The organism is Pseudomonas sp. DF11, assembly GCF_058148565.1.
On the sequence record NZ_JBYVYN010000003.1, the window covers coordinates 356,854 to 374,307 of the forward strand.

The 17,454-nt window shown below is 62.0% G+C and carries 18 protein-coding genes; 10 read left to right on the plus strand and 8 right to left on the minus strand.

Annotated features, from left to right (window positions below):
- Positions 1-123: 123 nt before the first annotated feature.
- The 8 genes from AC30D9_RS12065 to cmoB all read left to right on the plus strand — a co-directional run bounded on the left by AC30D9_RS12065 (position 124) and on the right by cmoB (position 9,505).
- A complete protein-coding gene (locus AC30D9_RS12065) occupies positions 124-936 on the plus strand; it encodes a cytochrome C assembly family protein (RefSeq protein ID WP_134922931.1) in 813 nt (270 codons plus the stop codon).
- Positions 937-948: 12 nt separating this feature from the next.
- Positions 949-2,190 carry an HlyC/CorC family transporter gene (locus AC30D9_RS12070; protein WP_134922930.1) on the plus strand — a complete coding sequence of 414 codons (1,242 nt, stop codon included), beginning with the start codon at positions 949-951 and terminating at the stop codon, positions 2,188-2,190.
- A 408-nt stretch (positions 2,191-2,598) separates the two neighbouring features.
- Entirely contained in the window at positions 2,599-3,912 is a 1,314-nt protein-coding gene (locus AC30D9_RS12075; protein ID WP_134922929.1) for an MFS transporter, read from the plus strand.
- Positions 3,913-4,066: 154 nt separating this feature from the next.
- On the plus strand, positions 4,067-6,481 hold the full coding sequence (lon, locus tag AC30D9_RS12080) for an endopeptidase La (protein WP_490144091.1): 2,415 nt from the start codon (positions 4,067-4,069) through the stop codon (positions 6,479-6,481).
- Between the two features lie 208 nt (positions 6,482-6,689).
- Positions 6,690-7,082 carry a protease inhibitor I42 family protein gene (locus AC30D9_RS12085; RefSeq protein ID WP_134922927.1) on the plus strand — a complete coding sequence of 131 codons (393 nt, stop codon included), beginning with the start codon at positions 6,690-6,692 and terminating at the stop codon, positions 7,080-7,082.
- A gap of 2 nt (positions 7,083-7,084) precedes the next feature.
- Complete coding sequence (locus AC30D9_RS12090) at positions 7,085-7,720, plus strand: lysoplasmalogenase (protein WP_490144092.1); 636 nt, start codon at positions 7,085-7,087, stop codon at positions 7,718-7,720.
- Between the two features lie 88 nt (positions 7,721-7,808).
- On the plus strand, positions 7,809-8,552 hold the full coding sequence (gene cmoA / locus AC30D9_RS12095) for a carboxy-S-adenosyl-L-methionine synthase CmoA (protein ID WP_134922925.1): 744 nt from the start codon (positions 7,809-7,811) through the stop codon (positions 8,550-8,552).
- Complete coding sequence (cmoB, locus tag AC30D9_RS12100; protein ID WP_490144093.1) at positions 8,549-9,505, plus strand: tRNA 5-methoxyuridine(34)/uridine 5-oxyacetic acid(34) synthase CmoB; 957 nt, start codon at positions 8,549-8,551, stop codon at positions 9,503-9,505. Before cmoA ends, cmoB begins: the two co-directional genes overlap by 4 nt.
- 127 nt (positions 9,506-9,632) lie before the next feature.
- Here cmoB and tadA read toward each other — a convergent pair whose 3' ends face one another.
- The 6 genes from tadA to AC30D9_RS12130 all read right to left on the minus strand — a co-directional run bounded on the left by tadA (position 9,633) and on the right by AC30D9_RS12130 (position 14,391).
- Positions 9,633-10,130, minus strand: a complete 498-nt coding sequence (tadA, locus tag AC30D9_RS12105; RefSeq protein WP_134922922.1) for a tRNA adenosine(34) deaminase TadA — start codon at positions 10,128-10,130, stop codon at positions 9,633-9,635.
- Entirely contained in the window at positions 10,130-11,506 is a 1,377-nt protein-coding gene (locus tag AC30D9_RS12110) for a multicopper oxidase family protein (protein ID WP_134922921.1), read from the minus strand. The genes tadA and AC30D9_RS12110 overlap by 1 nt, the downstream gene beginning before the upstream one ends.
- 153 nt (positions 11,507-11,659) lie before the next feature.
- Positions 11,660-12,067: a DUF6632 domain-containing protein gene (locus AC30D9_RS12115; RefSeq protein ID WP_490144094.1), complete on the minus strand. Its 408-nt coding sequence runs from the start codon at positions 12,065-12,067 to the stop codon at positions 11,660-11,662.
- Between the two features lie 182 nt (positions 12,068-12,249).
- Positions 12,250-12,774: a helix-turn-helix transcriptional regulator gene (locus AC30D9_RS12120; RefSeq protein WP_134922919.1), complete on the minus strand. Its 525-nt coding sequence runs from the start codon at positions 12,772-12,774 to the stop codon at positions 12,250-12,252.
- 4 nt (positions 12,775-12,778) lie between these two features.
- The gene (locus tag AC30D9_RS12125) at positions 12,779-13,054 is read right to left on the minus strand and encodes a hypothetical protein (RefSeq protein ID WP_490144095.1); all 276 of its coding nucleotides are present in this window, start codon (positions 13,052-13,054) and stop codon (positions 12,779-12,781) included.
- 422 nt (positions 13,055-13,476) lie between these two features.
- Positions 13,477-14,391, minus strand: a complete 915-nt coding sequence (locus tag AC30D9_RS12130) for an SDR family oxidoreductase (RefSeq protein WP_307576059.1) — start codon at positions 14,389-14,391, stop codon at positions 13,477-13,479.
- A 104-nt stretch (positions 14,392-14,495) separates the two neighbouring features.
- Between AC30D9_RS12130 and AC30D9_RS12135 the strand changes: the two genes are divergently transcribed.
- Complete coding sequence (locus tag AC30D9_RS12135) at positions 14,496-15,107, plus strand: TetR/AcrR family transcriptional regulator (protein ID WP_134922916.1); 612 nt, start codon at positions 14,496-14,498, stop codon at positions 15,105-15,107.
- A 142-nt stretch (positions 15,108-15,249) separates the two neighbouring features.
- Here AC30D9_RS12135 and AC30D9_RS12140 read toward each other — a convergent pair whose 3' ends face one another.
- Both AC30D9_RS12140 and AC30D9_RS12145 read right to left on the minus strand, forming a co-directional pair.
- A complete protein-coding gene (locus tag AC30D9_RS12140; RefSeq protein ID WP_134922915.1) occupies positions 15,250-16,032 on the minus strand; it encodes an SDR family oxidoreductase in 783 nt (260 codons plus the stop codon).
- A complete protein-coding gene (locus AC30D9_RS12145) occupies positions 16,029-16,355 on the minus strand; it encodes a nuclear transport factor 2 family protein (protein WP_307576061.1) in 327 nt (108 codons plus the stop codon). The genes AC30D9_RS12140 and AC30D9_RS12145 overlap by 4 nt, the downstream gene beginning before the upstream one ends.
- A 101-nt stretch (positions 16,356-16,456) precedes the next feature.
- Between AC30D9_RS12145 and AC30D9_RS12150 the strand changes: the two genes are divergently transcribed.
- Positions 16,457-17,368 carry a LysR family transcriptional regulator gene (locus AC30D9_RS12150; protein WP_109753632.1) on the plus strand — a complete coding sequence of 304 codons (912 nt, stop codon included), beginning with the start codon at positions 16,457-16,459 and terminating at the stop codon, positions 17,366-17,368.
- Positions 17,369-17,454 lie beyond the last annotated feature (86 nt).

The window sequence follows — 17,454 nt, forward strand, 5'->3', positions numbered from 1 at the left end:
GCAGGTCGCGGATTATAGCGAAGAAGCGGTCGACGTACACCTTACTGTCAGCTGCGGTGGTCTTTCGTGCGAAGGGGGTTCTATGCCAAACTCAGCGCCTTTCGGGCTTGCCTAACAGGATTTATGCTCCCCTTGTCACCCAGCTTGCTTGCCACGCTCGCCGCCGCTTGTCTCTACGCCGCTGCGACTTTCTATCAAGGCACCCGCCTGGCCTCTGGCGCCAAGGCGAACAAACGCCTGCTGGTCACGCTTGGCGTGCTGGCGGTGCTCGGCCATGCGGCCAGCCTTTATACCCATTTGATGACGCCGATCGGCCTGGGCCTGGACTTTTTCAACGCCGCCAGCCTGATCGCCGTCGCCGTGATCGCCCTGACACTAGTGGCCTGCTCGCGCATCCCGGTGGAAAACCTGCTGGTACTGCTGTTCCCGCTAGGGCTGGCCACGGTGTTGCTGGCGCAGTTCGCGCCGTCGGGCACGGTGCAGATCATCGACGAAGAGCCGGGCATCCTTGCCCACATCCTGCTGTCGATCCTCGCCTATGGCCTGTTCACCATCGCGGTGTTCCAGGCCTTGTTGCTATTGGTGCAGGACCATCAGCTCAAGAACAAGCACCCGTCCGGGCTGATCCGCAACTTCCCGCCGTTGCAAACCATGGAGAGCCTGCTATTCGGCTTCCTCTGGGCCGGTTGGGGCCTGCTGTCACTGTCGCTGATCTCCGGCTGGTTGTTCGTCGAGAACCTGTTCGCCCAGCACCTGGTGCACAAGACCCTGCTCGCCTGCCTGGCATGGATAGTCTTCAGCGTGCTGCTGTGGGGCCGCAACCGCCTCGGCTGGCGCGGGCACAAGGCGATTCGCTGGACCCTGGCCGGTTTCTGCCTGCTGATGCTCGCGTACTTCGGCAGCAAGCTGGTCCGCGAATACATCCTGCATGTGTGACGGACGGCCCTGATGGATACGTTGCCCGTGGCGCCGCTGTTTGCCGTGCTGGTGGTGCTGATCCTCTGGTCGGCCCTGTTCACCGCCATCGAAGCCGCCCAGCAACATCTATTGGCCCAGCGCACGGCGTCGCGCGCCACTGACAAACCCCTGGCAACGCTGACATTCCCGCTGGCCAGCCTGATCCTGTGCAACACCCTCTGCCGCTCCCTGGCCGTGGTCATCGGCACCTTGCTGGCGATTTTTACCTGGCTGGAAAACGGCCCCTGGGTGGCCTGGCTCGGCACCAGCGCCGCCCTGCTGGTGTTTGCCGACTACCTGCCGCGCACCTTGGCCACCCGTCAGCCCGAAGCGGTGCTGGCACTGGGCAACACCTTGCTGGGCATACCGTTGAAGATCCTCTATCCGTTTGCCTGGCTGTTGAATGGTGCCAGCCAATTGTTGCTGCGCCCATTTGCGCGCAAGGCCAGCATGGTGCAACAGAGCGACGATGAAATGCCCGCGCCACCGCGCAGCGAGCATGAAACGGAGCACAACAGCGGCCGGCTGCACCCGATTTCCGGCATCCACGCCCTGGACAACATCACTGTCAACGATATCCTCGTGCCCCGCAGCGAGGTCGATGGCATCAACCTCGACGACCCCATCGGCGAGATCATCGAACAGCTACGCCTGAACCGCCGTACCCGCCTGCCGGTGTTCCACAGCGATATCAACCAGGTCGAAGCGGTGCTCAACACCCGCCAGATCCGCCACCTGCTGGCGGACGCGAGCCTGACCAAGGAAGCGCTGCTGGCCGCCTCCCACGAGCCCTACTTCGTGCCCGAGAGCACACCACTGCAGCTGCAATTGCTGAATTTCCACAAGCAGCAGCGGCGCCTGGGCATGGTGGTGGACGAATACGGCGAAGTGCTGGGCATCGTTACCCTGGAAGACATCCTCGAAGAAATCGTCGGCGAATTCGAAAGCGAACACAGCTTCGACAACCCCCATGTCCACCCACAGCCCGACGGTCGCCTGATGATCGATGGCGCGGCGTCGATTCGTGAGTTGAACAGGACGCTGGGCTGGCACCTGCCTTGCGATGGCCCCAAGACCCTCAACGGGCTGGTGACCGAAGCCCTGGAAACCATCCCCGAAAGCCCGGTATGCCTGAAGATCGGGCGGTATCGACTGGAAATCGTCGAGACCGTGGACAACCGTGTGAGCCAGGTGCTGGCGTGGCATAACAGCTCGGTGCCGACAGCTTCCTGAATCCCAAGTGAAACACCGTTGTGGCGAGGGGATTTATCCCCGCTGGGCTGCAAAGCAGCCCCAAATACAGTCAACTCAATTTTGCCTGGCGCACCGAGTTGTCGGGTTTTAGGGCTGCTGCGCAGCCCAGCGGGGATAAATCCCCTCGCCACAAAAACTCAGCGCACGCTTCAATATTGTGTGCGGGCTCTCTTGTTCATTCGTTAGCCCCCTTCCTATACTCAAGCCGCTTACCGAACCCTGTGTCTACCCTGCACTCAGTCGGTTCAGGCCCGACCATCGGCAAAATCCGCATCAGCCCTGCGACTGTTCCTACCCGAAACAGCGAAAGGGTACCCGCCCACATCCCTGGGTGTTCGACCATAATAATTCGCTCCAACGGAGCACATGACTGTCAGGGATAACCGCATGACGACCGCTACCTGCAACGAGGCTGTGGCTGCCCAGCCGACAAATTCCGCCACCCGCGTGGCGACCGCCAGCTTCATCGGCACCGCCATCGAGTTCTACGATTTCTACGTCTACGCCACGGCGGCTGCCCTGGTGATCGGACCGGTGTTCTTCCCACAAACTTCAGGCACGGCACAGATGCTGTCGTCCTTCCTGACGTTCGGCATCGCCTTCCTCGCCCGGCCGCTGGGCTCGGCGCTGTTCGGCCACTTCGGCGACCGGATCGGACGCAAGTCGACGCTGGTGGCGTCCCTGTTGCTGATGGGGGTGTGCACCACGCTCATCGGCGTGCTGCCCGGCTACGCCAGCATTGGCGCCTGGGCGCCGATCCTGCTGTGCCTGTTGCGCTTCGGCCAGGGCCTGGGGTTGGGCGGTGAATGGGGCGGGGCGGCGCTGCTTGCCACCGAGAACGCGCCCAAAGGCAAGCGCGCCTGGTTCGGCATGTTCCCCCAGCTGGGGCCGTCCATCGGCTTCCTGGCGGCCAACGGGCTGTTCCTGACCCTGGCCATGAGCCTGGACGATGAGCAATTCCGCTCCTGGGGCTGGCGGATTCCGTTCCTGCTCAGCGCCGTGCTGGTGATCGTCGGCCTCTATGTACGGCTCAAGCTCCATGAAACCCCGGTCTTCGCCAATGCCATGGCCCGCCAGGAACGGGTGAAGGTGCCGTTGGTCGAGCTGTTCAGCCAATACTGGGCGCCGACGCTGCTGGGCGCGGCGGCGATGGTGGTGTGCTACGCACTGTTCTATATCTCGACGGTGTTTTCCCTGAGCTACGGCGTGTCCACCCTCGGCTACAGTCGCGAGACCTTCCTGGGCCTGTTGTGCTTTGCCGTACTGTTCATGGCCGCCGCTACCCCCCTGTCGGCCTGGGCCAGCGACCGCTACGGCCGCAAACCGATATTGATCCTCGGCGGTGTGCTGGCAATTGCCTCGGGTTTCCTCATGGAACCCTTGCTGACCCACGGGTCGACCGGGGGCGTGGCACTGTTCCTGTGCATCGAGTTGTTCCTGATGGGTGTGACCTTCGCCCCCATGGGCGCCTTGCTGCCGGAGCTGTTTCCGACCCATGTGCGCTATACCGGCGCGTCGGCGGCCTACAACCTGGGCGGCATCGTTGGCGCCTCGGCCGCACCGTTCTTCGCCCAGAAACTGGTGGCGATGGGCGGCTTGAGCTATGTCGGAGGCTATGTTTCAGCGGCCGCGCTGCTCAGCGTGATCGCCGTGCTGTGCCTGAAGGAGACGCGCCACAACGACTTGAACCGAGTCGCCTAGGTTGAGGCCCGTGGCGAGCGCTGCATGCCTCGCCACGGGAAGCTGTCGCAAGCCTGAACACCCGCCAATGAAATAACCGCTAACAGTCGCTTACCATTGAAACCGCCCCTCACCTGCCCCATCTAAGATCCATACCCCATTGCGCAGGTGCCCCATGAGCGACCAGCACTCTACTGAAGCCACTCACGATTACGCGGATTCCGAACACATCGAACACACCTCGTCCGGTACCGGCCTGGCCCTGCCTGGCCAGAACCTGCCGGACAAGGTCTATATCATCCCCATCCACAATCGCCCCTTCTTCCCGGCCCAGGTGTTGCCGGTCATCGTCAACGAAGAACCGTGGGCCGAGACCCTGGAGCTGGTGGCCAAGTCCGAACACCACTCCCTGGCACTGTTCTTCATGGACACGCCCCAGGAAGACCCGCGCCATTTCGACACCTCGAAACTGCCGCTGTACGGCACGCTGGTGAAGGTGCATCACGCCAGTCGCGAAGGCGGCAAGCTGCAGTTCGTCGCCCAAGGCCTGACTCGCGTGCGCATCCGCACCTGGCTCAAGCACCATCGCCCGCCGTATCTGGTGGAAGTCGAATACCCGCACCAGCCGAGCGAGCCGACCGACGAGGTCAAGGCCTACGGCATGGCGCTGATCAACGCGATCAAGGAACTGCTGCCGCTCAATCCGCTGTACAGCGAAGAGCTGAAGAACTACCTCAACCGCTTCAGCCCCAACGACCCGTCGCCACTGACCGACTTTGCCGCCGCGCTCACCTCCGCCACCGGCAGCGAACTGCAGGAAGTGCTCGACTGCGTGCCCATGCTCAAGCGCATGGAAAAAGTGCTGCCGATGCTGCGCAAGGAAGTCGAAGTGGCGCGGTTGCAGAAAGAAATTTCCGCCGAGGTCAACAACAAGATCGGCGAGCATCAGCGCGAGTTCTTCCTCAAGGAACAGCTCAAGGTCATCCAGCAGGAACTGGGCCTGACCAAGGACGACCGCAGCGCCGATATCGAACAGTTCGAGCAACGACTGGAAGGCAAGGTACTGTCGGCCCAGGCGCAGAAGCGCATCGAGGAGGAGATGAACAAGCTCTCCATCCTGGAAACCGGCTCGCCGGAATACGCCGTTACCCGCAATTACCTGGATTGGGCGACCTCGGTGCCGTGGGGCGTGTATGGCCAGGACAAGCTTGATCTCAAGCATGCGCGCAAGGTGCTCGACCAGCACCACGCCGGCCTGGACGACATCAAGGACCGTATCCTGGAGTTCCTCGCCGTCGGTGCCTACAAAGGCGAGATCAGCGGCTCTATCGTGCTGCTGGTGGGCCCGCCGGGCGTGGGCAAGACCAGCGTTGGCAAGTCCATCGCCGAGTCCCTGGGGCGGCCGTTCTACCGTTTCAGCGTTGGCGGCATGCGCGACGAAGCCGAGATCAAGGGCCATCGGCGCACCTACATCGGTGCCCAGCCGGGCAAGCTGGTACAGGCGCTAAAAGACGTCGAGGTGATGAACCCGGTGATCATGCTCGACGAGATCGACAAGATGGGCCAGAGCTACCAGGGCGACCCCGCGTCGGCCTTGCTGGAGACCCTCGACCCGGAACAGAACGTCGAATTTCTCGATCACTACCTGGACCTGCGCCTGGACCTGTCGAAAGTGCTCTTCATCTGCACCGCCAACACCCTGGACTCGATCCCCGGCCCCTTGCTGGACCGGATGGAAGTGATCCGCCTGTCGGGGTACATCACCGAAGAAAAAGTCGCCATCGCCAAGCGCCACTTGTGGCCGAAACAGTTGGCCAAGGCCGGCGTGTCCAAGGGCAGCCTGAGCATCAACGACAGCGCCCTCAAAGCCCTGATCGACGGCTACGCCCGTGAAGCCGGGGTGCGTCAGTTGGAGAAACAACTGGGCAAGCTGGTGCGCAAGGCGGTGATGAAGCTGATCGACGAGCCGAAGGCGGTGATCAAGCTCGGGCCGAAAGACCTGGAGGCCTCCCTGGGCAAACCGGTGTTCCGCAACGAGCAGGTGTTGTCCGGCGTCGGAGTGATTACCGGCCTGGCCTGGACCAGCATGGGCGGCGCGACCTTACCCATCGAGGCAACGCGCATCCACACCCTCAATCGCGGTTTCAAGCTGACCGGGCAACTGGGGGACGTGATGAAAGAGTCGGCGGAAATCGCCCACAGCTACGTCAGTTCGCACCTGAAGCAATTCGGCGGCGACCCGAAATTCTTCGACGAGGCCTTCGTTCACCTGCACGTACCGGAAGGTGCCACGCCCAAGGACGGCCCGAGCGCCGGCGTCACCATGGCCAGCGCCCTGCTGTCCCTGGCCCGTAACCAGCCGCCGAAAAAAGGCGTGGCCATGACTGGCGAGCTGACCCTCACTGGGCACGTCCTGCCGATCGGCGGCGTGCGCGAGAAAGTGATCGCGGCGCGGCGGCAGAAAATCAATGAACTGATCCTGCCGGAAGCCAACCGGGGCAATTTCGAAGAGCTGCCGGACTACCTCAAGGAAGGCGTCACGGTGCACTTTGCCAAGCGGTTTGCGGATGTGGCCAAGGTGCTGTTCTGAGAGTCCTGTAGCGCCTGTGCGGGCCTCATCGCGAGCAGGCTCGCTCCCACAGTGGATTTGTGTCGTTCACAACATTTGTGATCCACGCCAAACCCTGTGGGAGCGAGCCTGCTCGCGATGAGGCCATGAGACCCAACACCTTCCCACCTGACACACCTAGTAGCATCTTCGGTTATGCTCGCCGTTCGTCGTGAATGCCGGAGCCCTTATGTCCCTCACCCGCCTACTCGTCCCCGTCAGCCTCGCCCTGCTGAGCGCCTGTGCCACGCAAACCAAGCACAACGTGACCGTGGAAAAACTGAGCCAGTGCCCGGTGCGACTCAATAACGGGCAGAACCTGATTTTGAGCTTGCCGAGCAACCCCACCACCGGTTATCGCTGGGCGATCCAGGATTCGGCCGGCGGCGTGCTCAAAGGCCTGGGCCCTGAGGTTTATCGCAATCCGGAAGACGCCGGCATCGTCGGCGCCGCCGGGGTCTCGACCTGGCGCTTCCAGGCGTTCAACGCCGGCACCGGTCGCTTGCGTCTGACTTATCAACAGCCCTGGGCTCCGGAAGTACCCCCCGTGGAAACCTTCGACTGCGCCATTTCGGTGAATTGACCGTGGGTTGGCTGATCCTTGCACTGATGGGCGCAGCCACCTACCTGTACGGCTTGGCCATGCATGCCACGCTGCTGTGTCTGCTGGTCAAGCCTATGCCGGTACTGGCCCTGCTCGGCTGGCTACACGACGCGCCGCCCAGCGAATATCGGCGTTGGATCAGCCTCGGGCTGATTTTTTCGCTGGTGGGCGATGTGCTGCTGGCCTGGCCGGGAGATCTGTTCGTGTTCGGCCTTGGTGCGTTTCTGCTGGCGCACCTGGCCTACCTGAAAGCTTACCTCAGCGATTGCCGCCGCCCGGCACTGCTGCCATTGACCCTGGCCTTGGGCATCGGTGCAGTGCTGTTGGGGATACTGGTGTCGAGCGGCCTCGGGCCGTTGCTGGTGCCGGTGATTGTCTATGGCCTGGTCATCAGCGCCATGCTCTGGCGAGCCCTGGCACGGTTGGGTACCGAGGCGCCGAAACGCTCGGCCTGGCTGGCCGCCGCCGGGGCGCTGGCCTTTGTGTTTTCCGACAGCCTGATCGGCATCAACCGGTTCGTGGCGCCCTTCCATGCCGCACCCTACCTGATCATTGTCAGCTATTGGCTGGGCCAATGGGGCATCACAGCGTCGGCGTTCCCGCAAAAGCAGCGCTGAACGAAGAGCAATGTGGGAGCAAGCTCGCTCCCACTGGTTTTTTGGTTAAAATGCCGGCCTTTTCACCACCCATGCCGCTGGAATCGCCGTGAGCAAAGAACCCGATCGCCTATTCGCCCAACCCCTGGCCCAAGTGCCGGACTTCGCCTTCAACGAGGACGTGGTGCGGGTGTTTCCGGACATGATCAAGCGTTCGGTGCCCGGTTACCCGACCATCGTCGAAAACCTCGGCGTGCTCGCCGCGCAATTCGCCCAGCCGGGCAGCGTGCTCTATGACCTGGGTTCGTCCCTGGGCGCGGTGACCCAGGCGCTGCGTCGCCATGTGCGCACCGACGGCTGCCGTGTCATCGCTGTGGATAACTCGGCGGCCATGGTCGAGCGTTGCCGCGAATACCTCAACGGCCAGGACTCGATGTTCCAGGAGCTGCTGCCCGTTGAGGTGATCGAAGGTGACATTCTCGCCCTGACATTCCAGCCGGCCTCGGTGGTGGCGCTGAACTTCACCCTGCAATTCATCGCACCGGACCAGCGCACCGCGCTATTGAGCCGCATCCGCCAGTCGCTGCTGCCCGGCGGTGCCCTGATCCTTTCGGAAAAACTGCGCTTCAACGACGCCGAGGAACATGCCCTGCTCACCGAGCTGCACGTGGCGTTCAAGCGCGCCAACGGCTATAGCGAGCTGGAGATTGCCCAGAAACGCAGCGCCATCGAAAACGTCATGAAGCCCGACAGCCTCGAAGAACACCGCGAACGCCTGCTGGCGGCCGGGTTCTCGAAAGTCGTGCCGTGGTTCCAGTGTCTTAACTTCGCCTCGTTGATTGCCCTGCCATGATCGATCTGTCCCCCCTCGCCCGCCACCTGGCCGGCACCCCCTTGGCCGATTGGGCCGCGACCCTGCAGACGCAACTCGACAGCAAAATGGAAAAAGGCCATGGCGACCTGGAGCGCTGGCAGAACGCTCTCGACGCCTTGCCAATGCTGCAACCGACTGAAATCGACCTGCTGAACGGGCTGACCCTCGACACCGATTGCTCCGACGAAACCCGGGCACAAATGCGCACGGCGTTGATGGGCCTGTCGCCATGGCGCAAAGGGCCGTTCGACCTGTTTGGCGTGCACGTGGACACCGAATGGCGCTCGGACTGGAAGTGGTCGCGGGTCGCACCGCACCTGGATCTCAAAGGCAAGCGCATCCTCGACGTGGGCTGCGGCAATGGTTACTACATGTGGCGCATGCTGGGTGCCGGGGCCGACACGGTGATCGGCGTCGACCCCAACTGGCTGTTCTTCTGCCAGTTCCAGGCCGTGCAGCGTTACCTCGCGCAGCCCAACGCCTGGCACCTGCCGTTTCCGTTCGAGGCCCTGCCGCCGGAGCTGGAAGGCTTCGACACGGTGTTCTCCATGGGCGTGTTCTACCATCGCCGCTCGCCGATCGAGCATCTGCTGGCCCTCAAGGATTGCCTGGTCAAGGGCGGCGAACTGGTGCTGGAAACCTTGGTGATCGAAGGCGACGAACATCAGGTACTGGTGCCCGAGGACCGCTACGCGCAGATGCGCAATGTGTGGTTCCTGCCCTCGGTCCCGGCCCTGGAACGCTGGCTGCGCCGCGCCGGGTTCAGCGACGTGCGTTGCGTGGACGTGAGCCTGACCACCGTGCAAGAACAGCGCAGCACCGAATGGATGAAGTATCAGTCGCTGAGCGACTTCCTCGACCCCGCCGACCACAGCAAGACCATCGAAGGGCTGCCGGCGCCGATGCGAGCGGTGATTGTGGCGCGTAAGTAAGTAGCCCAAACACCACAAAACCCCCTGTGGGAGCGGGCTTGCTCGCGAAGGCGGAATGTCAGCCAACATAGACGTTGAATGTTATACCGCTTTCGCGAGCAAGCCCGCTCCCACAGGGGGGATGGCGTCAATCTTGAGGTTTGGCTCTGCGGGCCTTGAAGAACTCACTCAACACCGTGCTGCACTCTTCAGCCAGCACCCCGCCTTCGAACATCACCCGATGGTTCAGGAACCCCTGGCTAAAGAACTGCCCCTGGCTCTGCACTATCCCGGCCTTGGGCTCCAGGGCGCCGTAGACGACCCGGGCGATGCGTGAGTGGACGATGAGGCCGGCGCACATGCTGCACGGCTCCAGGGTCACGTAGAGGGTGCTGCCGGGCAGGCGATAGTTGCTCACCGCCTGGGCGGCGGCGCGGATGGCGACCATTTCCGCGTGGGCGCTGGGGTCGTGGCCGCTGATCGGGCAGTTGAAGCCGCGGCCGATGATCTCGCCGTCCTGCACCAGCACCGCGCCCACCGGCACTTCGCCCAGGGCCGCGCCTTGGGCGGCGAGGGCCAGGGCTTCGCGCATGAAGTCCTGGTCACGGCTGCGGTCGATGATTTTGGCGGGACGAATCTGGCGCATCAAGCCACCTCGATGGCGGCCATCAGGCCGGTTTCCATGTGGTCGATCACATGGCAGTGGAACATCCACACCCCTGGATTATCCGCCACCAGCGCCACCTGCGCCCGCTCGTTCTTGCCCAGCAGGTAGGTGTCGGTGAAATACGGGATGACCTTGTGCCGGTTGGACGCAATCACCTTGAAGCTCATGCCGTGTAAATGGATCGGGTGCTGGTACTGGGTCATGTTCTTCAATTCGAAAATGTAGCTCTGGCCTTTTTTCAGCGTGGCGATTGGCCGGTCGGCGCAGGTCTTGTCGGTGATGTCCCAGGCCTTGCCGTTGATCTGCCAGAGGCTCGGCGGCTTGCCGTTGTCGACATTGACCGACACCGAGCCGACCCATTCGAAATTGAAGTTGAGTTTCTCGGCATTGGCCAGGTCCGGCTCGGACACCGGGTTGGCGGGCAGCGCCGGCGGCCACTGGGTCGGCGCGTCACTGTTGGGCACCGAACGCAAAGTCCCCAGGCGCACCGGGCCATTGCGCAACGACAACTCTTCCCCAGCCGGCGGCGCCTTGATCGCCAGGCAAATGCGCATGCCCGGGCCAAGCCAGTATTCCTTGCCCAACGGGCGCGGTTCGATGGGATTGCCGTCCAGCGCATAGATCTGCGCTTCGACGCCGGGGATGTTGATGCGATAAGTCAGGGTGTTGTCCAGGTTGAGCAAACGCACCCGGGTGATCTGCCCGGCCGGCAGCTCGATCACCGCCTCCGGCACACCGTTGATGGTGGCCAGCCGCCCAGCCGTACCGCCTCGCGCCGCCTCGCGGGGAATGCTGAACGCGACGAACTCGCCCTGCTCATCCACATGCCAGCTCTTGAGGCTCAGGGTCTGTTCGTACTTGAAGCCGGTAGGCTCGCGCTCTTCGACGATCAGCGGCCCCACCAGCCCCCGCCCAAGCTCTTCGCTGCTGTTGACGTGGGGGTGATACCAATAGCTGCCGGCATCCGGCACGCGGAATTTGTAATCGAAGTACTCACCCGGCAGCACCGGCAGTTGCGAGACATACGGCACGCCGTCCATCTCCAACGGCAAACGGATCCCGTGCCAATGAATGGTGGTGGCAACCGGCAGGTGATTGATGAAGCGCACCCGCAACCATTCGCCCTGGCGCACCCGCAGCTCGGTGCCCGGTGCCGACGGACCGAAGGCCCAGGCCTGGGTCTTGTGCCCGGCCACCAGCTCGACGTCCAACGGCGCCGCGATCAATTCATAGTCGTGGCCGGCCTCGGCATCTGCCATCTTGCCCAACCAATACCGTGACGCGCCTCCTGCACCCACACCAACGACAACAAGACCGGCCAGGCCACCGAGTATTTGGCGACGGGTAAAGGACATGAACGCAACCACCTATTGAATCCGCGGCGAACCGTTGGGCCCGCAAAAGGCGAATACGATACACCCGCAGATGAGAAACAGTAAGGGTGGCGAAAATGAAAAAAGCCTCATGGAAGTTATCCACAAGGCCTTGGATTACCGCCGCACTGAGGGTCAATCAGGCAGCAAATGCGCTTTCTCGCCCCGCGGTGTCAAGAATGCCAGCACCACCGCGACAATGAGCAACGCAGGCACATCGCCCAATAGATGGCCGTACTGGCTCGACCCGTCCATCCCGACGCCAAACGACTGCACAGCCATGATCGCGCCATGCACGACGCTCGACCACACCGTGAACCAGATCAAGCTCAGGTGTTTCAGCGGATCGCGGGACGCCAGCAGCAGGAACACACCGAGCGTTGCATAGATGCCGACCATCATCAGCGGATAATCGGAATGGCCGCTGTGCCACGCCCAGCCGGACGGCCACAGAACCATCAACGGCCAGAACGCGAAGACGGCGATCAGACCTACAACGATCAAGACGATGCGCAAGGCGGCGAGTTTTTGAGTGTCATTCATGGCAGGCTCCTTGTTGCGGCGTGTTTGTCGCCGCAATGGGTGCCGAGAGTATAGAACTCATCTGGGACGCATACCTTGCTATCCCCCCAGCTGCGCCCCTGCGAAAGAGCTCAAGTTTCCTTGCCCAGGCTCGTTCATGGCCTGGACACGACCATATTGTCGGAATCCCAGTTCAGCGAGCGTCATCCAACCAAAGCTTCCAGCCCTTTGAAAGGCAGGCTCGGTAATCGTTGACCTTCTTTCACTACGTTGACCTGCAAGGCCACCTGGGCCACATCCAACACACTCTTGGTCAGCGAATAGCTACCCTTGGCCTGCAGCCAGGCCAGGACGTCCGCCAAGTGCCAGATGGATGTACTCCCCTCGTGCACGGGCGCTGGGAAGCTGCCCGGATGAGCCAACATCAGCTTGCGCATGTTTTGCCGAGATACACCGACAATCTCGGCTACGTCGGTCAGCCCGACTAAATCAGGCGCAACCTCGATCAGTCTGGCCGATGGCACTGCGCGGCGAACGTCGCCCAACGCACTAAGCACAGCTTCAACCGCGTCAGGCGCATCACGAGTGAACTCAAGCGCCAGGCGCCCCGGCTGCCCGATGCCTACCAAGGCATCATCGCAGCCCGCCTCACCCAGCCGCTCGACCAGTTCATCCGGAGCGCAGCCATCGTCAGCAAGCTGATATTTCAAGGTAAAGGTAAATTCCATTGGTCTATTCCTTAGCATCGTAATCCGCATCACGCCGATTGCGATGCGTCGAGCAATTGTCCACGACGCGTCGCAACGCTCGCGCATGGTTGCCTGGGTTCTTCGGCGTGCTCCATATCGATGTGATGCAGAACTCGCCACAACGACACTCCACGTCCTTGTAGGGGCAATAAACCCGTCCCCAGGCGTGACCGCCGCCGACGTCTATGCGCCAGCCGCGCCCTTCGGCATGCCTGAGCGCGTCTTCGATCTCTTTCTTCGGGTGCGTTGGACGAATCATCCGTGATCTCCAGTATTCGCATGCCCCGCATAGTTGTCAAATGACAACCTATTCTTCTTTCAAACAGCCGCACTCAGCAGCGTCTCAAAAAGGCAAAATTGATTGGCATGTGACAAGTCTCCGTGAACCATGCCCGTGAAATACCCAGGGGGGTGCAGCCCGATGATAAGCGCTTCCCGGCGCTCCAAGGCGGTAATCGTAGCGAAAGGTGACGGGGCCACCGTCCCAGCACTGCGATGAAGTCCGAAGCCTCGCGACGAGCTTCACCGACCCAGTACAGGGCGTTCGCCCAGCGCTCGACGAAATGCAGCGCAAAAATTCGCCGCCGAGCAGCACATCATGCTCATTCTGGCCGTCGGGTACTGCCGGAAGGTGCGATTGGCAGTCGCGAAGCATAGACAACGTATTTGTACATGGCTGGTTTACCGAAAGACCGCCTCCGTAAGCCCTTGCGACTCAATCCACAGCCTCGTAGCGACGCTCGTAACCAGTGCTTGCGCAGGAATCTTGGCAATACCCGGATAGCCGCGTGTTTCGCCGAGCCTGTCCGGGCCGTAATAGACACCGCCTTGAGCCTGCGATGAAGTCGCGGCGAAGATGGTCGGCAACGCCCCCTGCGCTGCCGGCTGGAACAGGAACCACATGTAACGACGAGCCATACCCGGAACGCTCCAGGCGCCGGCGCCATTGGGCAACAGATCGGTGCGCGAAATGCCAGGATGGGCAGCGATGCTCTGGATGCCCCAGCCCGCAGCATCGCTGCGGCGTTGCAATTCAAGGGCGAATATCAGGCAAGCGAGCTTCGATTGGCTGTAAACCGGCATCGGCTTGTAGCTGCGCTGGGCTTGCAGATCATCGAAGTTGATCGTGCCGCTTCGAGCGGCGACGCTTGAAAGGCTGACCACGCGCGGCTTGTTGCCCTTGCGCAACAGCGGCAGCAATTGGGCCGTCAAGGCGAAGTGACCCAGGTAGTTCGTGCCGAACTGCAACTCGAATCCGTCGCAAGTCACCTGACGCTTCGGCGGCGCCATCACTGCCGCGTTGTTGATCAGCAAGTCCAGGCTGTCGCGCGAACTCCGCAGACGTTCACCGAACGACTCGATGGATTCGAGGCTGGCGAGGTCCAGTGCCCCGAAAGTCACATTCGCGCCGGGAACACTTTGGCGAATCTGATCGACTGCCGCCGCCCCCTTCGACGGATTTCGACCTGCGATGATGACATTCGCACCGGCACGGGCCAGTGCCAGCGCGTCTTGGAATCCAAGGCCGCCAGTACCGGTGACGACCGCCGTACGGCCGCGTTGGGAAGGGATATCGGAAACTGTCCAGTGGGTCATGATCCTTGCCTGCCGAGAAGTTGAAATATACACTAGGTGCATATAAATATGCACTCAGTGCTAACTTTGCTGCACTTAGTGCAGAAATGCAATAGGCCATCGGAATGTCAGAATCCTTCCCTTCCGCAGATGCAGCACCCACAGAAGGCTTGCGGGAAAGCAAGCGCCGCGAAACACGCCAGCGCATCGCCGAAGCCGGCCAGCGCCTGTTCCTCGCCAACGGGTACGAAGGCACAACGCTGGACACCATCGCGGCAGCGGCTGGCATCTCACGCCGCACGTTTTTCTCGTACTTCAAATCGAAGGACGACATCATCTTGTTCTGGCAGGACGCCGATTCGGCCAGGCTGATTGCCGATCTGCTGAAGACATCGCCCGACGTACCGCCACTCGATGCTGTTCGCGATGTGATGGTCAAGCACATCGCGCGTTATACGACCGAGCAGATGACAGCCGTGGACAATCTCATGCGTTCGAGCGAGTCGCTTCTTGCGCGCAAGCAGGCGTACTACGCGGAACAGGAGCAGGCGCTGTTCAACGCGCTGTGTGAGGTCTGGCGGCAGCCCGAGCGGCGGTTGGCCCTTCGGATGGTGGCTGTGGTGTCCGTCGGTGCGATGAGACTCGCCCTTCAGGCGTGGCGGGATCAGACCGGCCAGCGAAAGCCGGTGGCCAAATTCCTGGAGGACGCCTTTGACAGTTTGAGAACAGAGCTTTGACTGTAGCGACGGGGCGCTTGCGGGTGGACATTGATACCGGACGCGGCAGAGCTGCCACGTCCGGTTCGGGAAAAGCCTCGGCGCCCGCCGGGGCCATGCTGCGAGGTCACGCGGCCAGTGTTCAGCCAGTCGCGTCTGTTGGCTAAAGAGTTGGAACGGTGCCGCCGTCGATCCGATACTCGGATCCTGCGATCGAAGCGGACCGAGGGGACGCCAGGAAAACGATCAAATCGGCCACCTCTTGTGGTGTGGCCGGTCGGCCCACTGGAATTCCTCCCAGCCAATCCATGATGATTTTCTTGCCGCCCTCGTAATCCGTTCCGGCGTCTGCCGCCATCCGCTGCGCAAACGCTACGGAAGCCTCAGTCTCAATCCAGCCCGGCGCAACGCTCAGCACACGAACGCCCTTCGGCGTCACCTCTCTCGCCAGAGACTTGCTGTAGGTCGTGAGGGCCCCCTTGGCTGCGGCATAGGCGGTGGTGGACTCGGGCAAAGGCAGCACGCGCTGGATGGAACTGACGTGGATGATGACGCCGGAGCCCTGAGCCAGCATCGCAGGCAGCAACGCACGGTCCAGGCGTACGGCAGGCATCAAGTTCAGGTTCAGCTCGGCGAACCAGTGCTCATCACTGATCGCGGCGAAACCACCGCCGGGCGTCTTCGAACCGCCGAGCACGTTGATCAGGATATCGACGCCGCCCCAGTCCTGCAGGACGGTCTGAGCAAGGTGATGCGTACCTTGCGCCGTCGACAGATCGGCAGCCACATAGGTGACGCCCTCCACCGGCTCCGCTGGCACGGTGCGCGCGGATGTCGCCACCCGAGCGCCGGCCTCCACAAGGGTTTTCACGACTGCAGCGCCAAGGCCCAGCGTGCCGCCGGTGACCAATGCCCGCAGGCCATTCAGATGAAGGTCGAAGCTCATGCCGTGATCTCCAGCGATGCGATCAGGCCGCGTTCAAGGCGAAAGCGGTAGGACAGGACGATCGGGCTGCCAGGGAAGTTGCCGGTGACGTTGGCGCGGACAAGTTGAAAGCCGTCCTCTCTCTCAATGGCGAACGGCACACTCGTCGCGCTGTACTTGGCCGATGCCTCGGCCATAAAGGCCTTGATGGCGTTGATGCCCGTGTAGGTATGGCCGTCGTCCTTCATGACGGCTTGCGCGATGAAACAACGCGCCAACGCGTCGGGGTCGTGTTCGGCCGCGAAGTACGCGGCAATAGGCTCAGGAAGGGTCAAGGTGTTCAAGTTTTGGCTCCTTGGGGTCAGCGAAGGCCTCAGGATGCGCGTCTACGTGAATTCAGTGAATACGCTAGAATCTTTATAGGTTGCTTAGGAAACGATACATAATGCGTGGATCCGACTTCGCTGAACTGAAGGCCTTCGTAGCCGTCGTGGAGCGCCAGAGCTTTGCCCGAGCTGCAGAGCATTTGGGCCTATCGCCGTCGGCACTCAGCCAGACCATCCGACAGCTCGAAGGCCGCATCGGCGCTCGCCTTCTGAATCGCACAACTCGAAGCGTCGCGCCATCGGCCAGTGGCGAACTGCTCTACAGGCGCATAGCGCCATTGTTTCGGGAGATGGCTGCTGCAGTCGCTCAAGCCAGTGAGGCGACAGGACAGATGAGCGGCACGCTTCGCATCAACACCTTGGGGATCGCAGCGCGGACCATCATCGCGCCCCGGCTTTCACGCTTCCATCAAGCACACCCTGACGTGGTTCTCGACATCGTGGTCGACGACGCGCTCGCCGATATCGTCGCTGGCCGCTTTGATGCGGGCATCCGCGTGGGTGGGCAGCTCGAGAAAGACATGGTTGCCGTCCGCCTCACGCCGGACCTGAACATGGTGGCCGTGGCCTCCCCGGACTATATCGCCCGTAGAGGAACCCCCAAGTCACCCGCCGATTTGCATAACCATACATGCATCAACTGGCGGCTCCAGATGGACGGCAGGCAATATCGTTGGGAGTTCAAGAAACGAGGGCAGCGACTCGAAGTGGCGGTGGACGGCCCCGTCGTCACCAATCATGCTGACATCGGCATTGCTGCTGCGCTGAACGGGCTCGGCATTGCCTATCACTTTGAGCGAGATGGCGTGGGCGAGCTCTTGACCCAGGGGCGGCTGGTACAGGTCCTGCCGGACTGGTCGATTTCGCGCCCGGGGCTGTTCCTCTACTATCCAAGCCGCCAGCATCGACCAGCCCTCCTAGGGGCGTTCATCGACTGTCTCCTGGATCGAAAACCGTTCGATCAGCTCTAGGCCCCAGGAAGGGTCACCGTAGCGTCGGCAAACAGCATGGAGTGGGCTATGGAAAACACGGCCTCGGCGATGCACAAAGCGGCCAG

Excerpts from the sequence above, each read along its gene's own strand:
- AC30D9_RS12125 (WP_490144095.1), bottom strand. The coding sequence starts at position 13,054 with ATGATTCGTCCAACGCACCCGAAGAAAGAGATCGAAGACGCGCTCAGG.
- cmoB (WP_490144093.1), top strand. The coding sequence starts at position 8,549 with ATGATCGATCTGTCCCCCCTCGCCCGCCACCTGGCCGGCACCCCCTTG.
- AC30D9_RS12135 (WP_134922916.1), top strand. The coding sequence starts at position 14,496 with ATGTCAGAATCCTTCCCTTCCGCAGATGCAGCACCCACAGAAGGCTTG.
- AC30D9_RS12115 (WP_490144094.1), bottom strand. The coding sequence starts at position 12,067 with ATGAATGACACTCAAAAACTCGCCGCCTTGCGCATCGTCTTGATCGTT.
- AC30D9_RS12140 (WP_134922915.1), bottom strand. The coding sequence starts at position 16,032 with ATGAGCTTCGACCTTCATCTGAATGGCCTGCGGGCATTGGTCACCGGC.
- AC30D9_RS12070 (WP_134922930.1), top strand. The coding sequence starts at position 949 with ATGGATACGTTGCCCGTGGCGCCGCTGTTTGCCGTGCTGGTGGTGCTG.
- AC30D9_RS12075 (WP_134922929.1), top strand. The coding sequence starts at position 2,599 with ATGACGACCGCTACCTGCAACGAGGCTGTGGCTGCCCAGCCGACAAAT.
- AC30D9_RS12085 (WP_134922927.1), top strand. The coding sequence starts at position 6,690 with ATGTCCCTCACCCGCCTACTCGTCCCCGTCAGCCTCGCCCTGCTGAGC.
- AC30D9_RS12110 (WP_134922921.1), bottom strand. The coding sequence starts at position 11,506 with ATGTCCTTTACCCGTCGCCAAATACTCGGTGGCCTGGCCGGTCTTGTT.
- lon (WP_490144091.1), top strand. The coding sequence starts at position 4,067 with ATGAGCGACCAGCACTCTACTGAAGCCACTCACGATTACGCGGATTCC.
- AC30D9_RS12120 (WP_134922919.1), bottom strand. The coding sequence starts at position 12,774 with ATGGAATTTACCTTTACCTTGAAATATCAGCTTGCTGACGATGGCTGC.
- tadA (WP_134922922.1), bottom strand. The coding sequence starts at position 10,130 with ATGCGCCAGATTCGTCCCGCCAAAATCATCGACCGCAGCCGTGACCAG.
- AC30D9_RS12150 (WP_109753632.1), top strand. The coding sequence starts at position 16,457 with ATGCGTGGATCCGACTTCGCTGAACTGAAGGCCTTCGTAGCCGTCGTG.
- AC30D9_RS12065 (WP_134922931.1), top strand. The coding sequence starts at position 124 with ATGCTCCCCTTGTCACCCAGCTTGCTTGCCACGCTCGCCGCCGCTTGT.
- AC30D9_RS12130 (WP_307576059.1), bottom strand. The coding sequence starts at position 14,391 with ATGACCCACTGGACAGTTTCCGATATCCCTTCCCAACGCGGCCGTACG.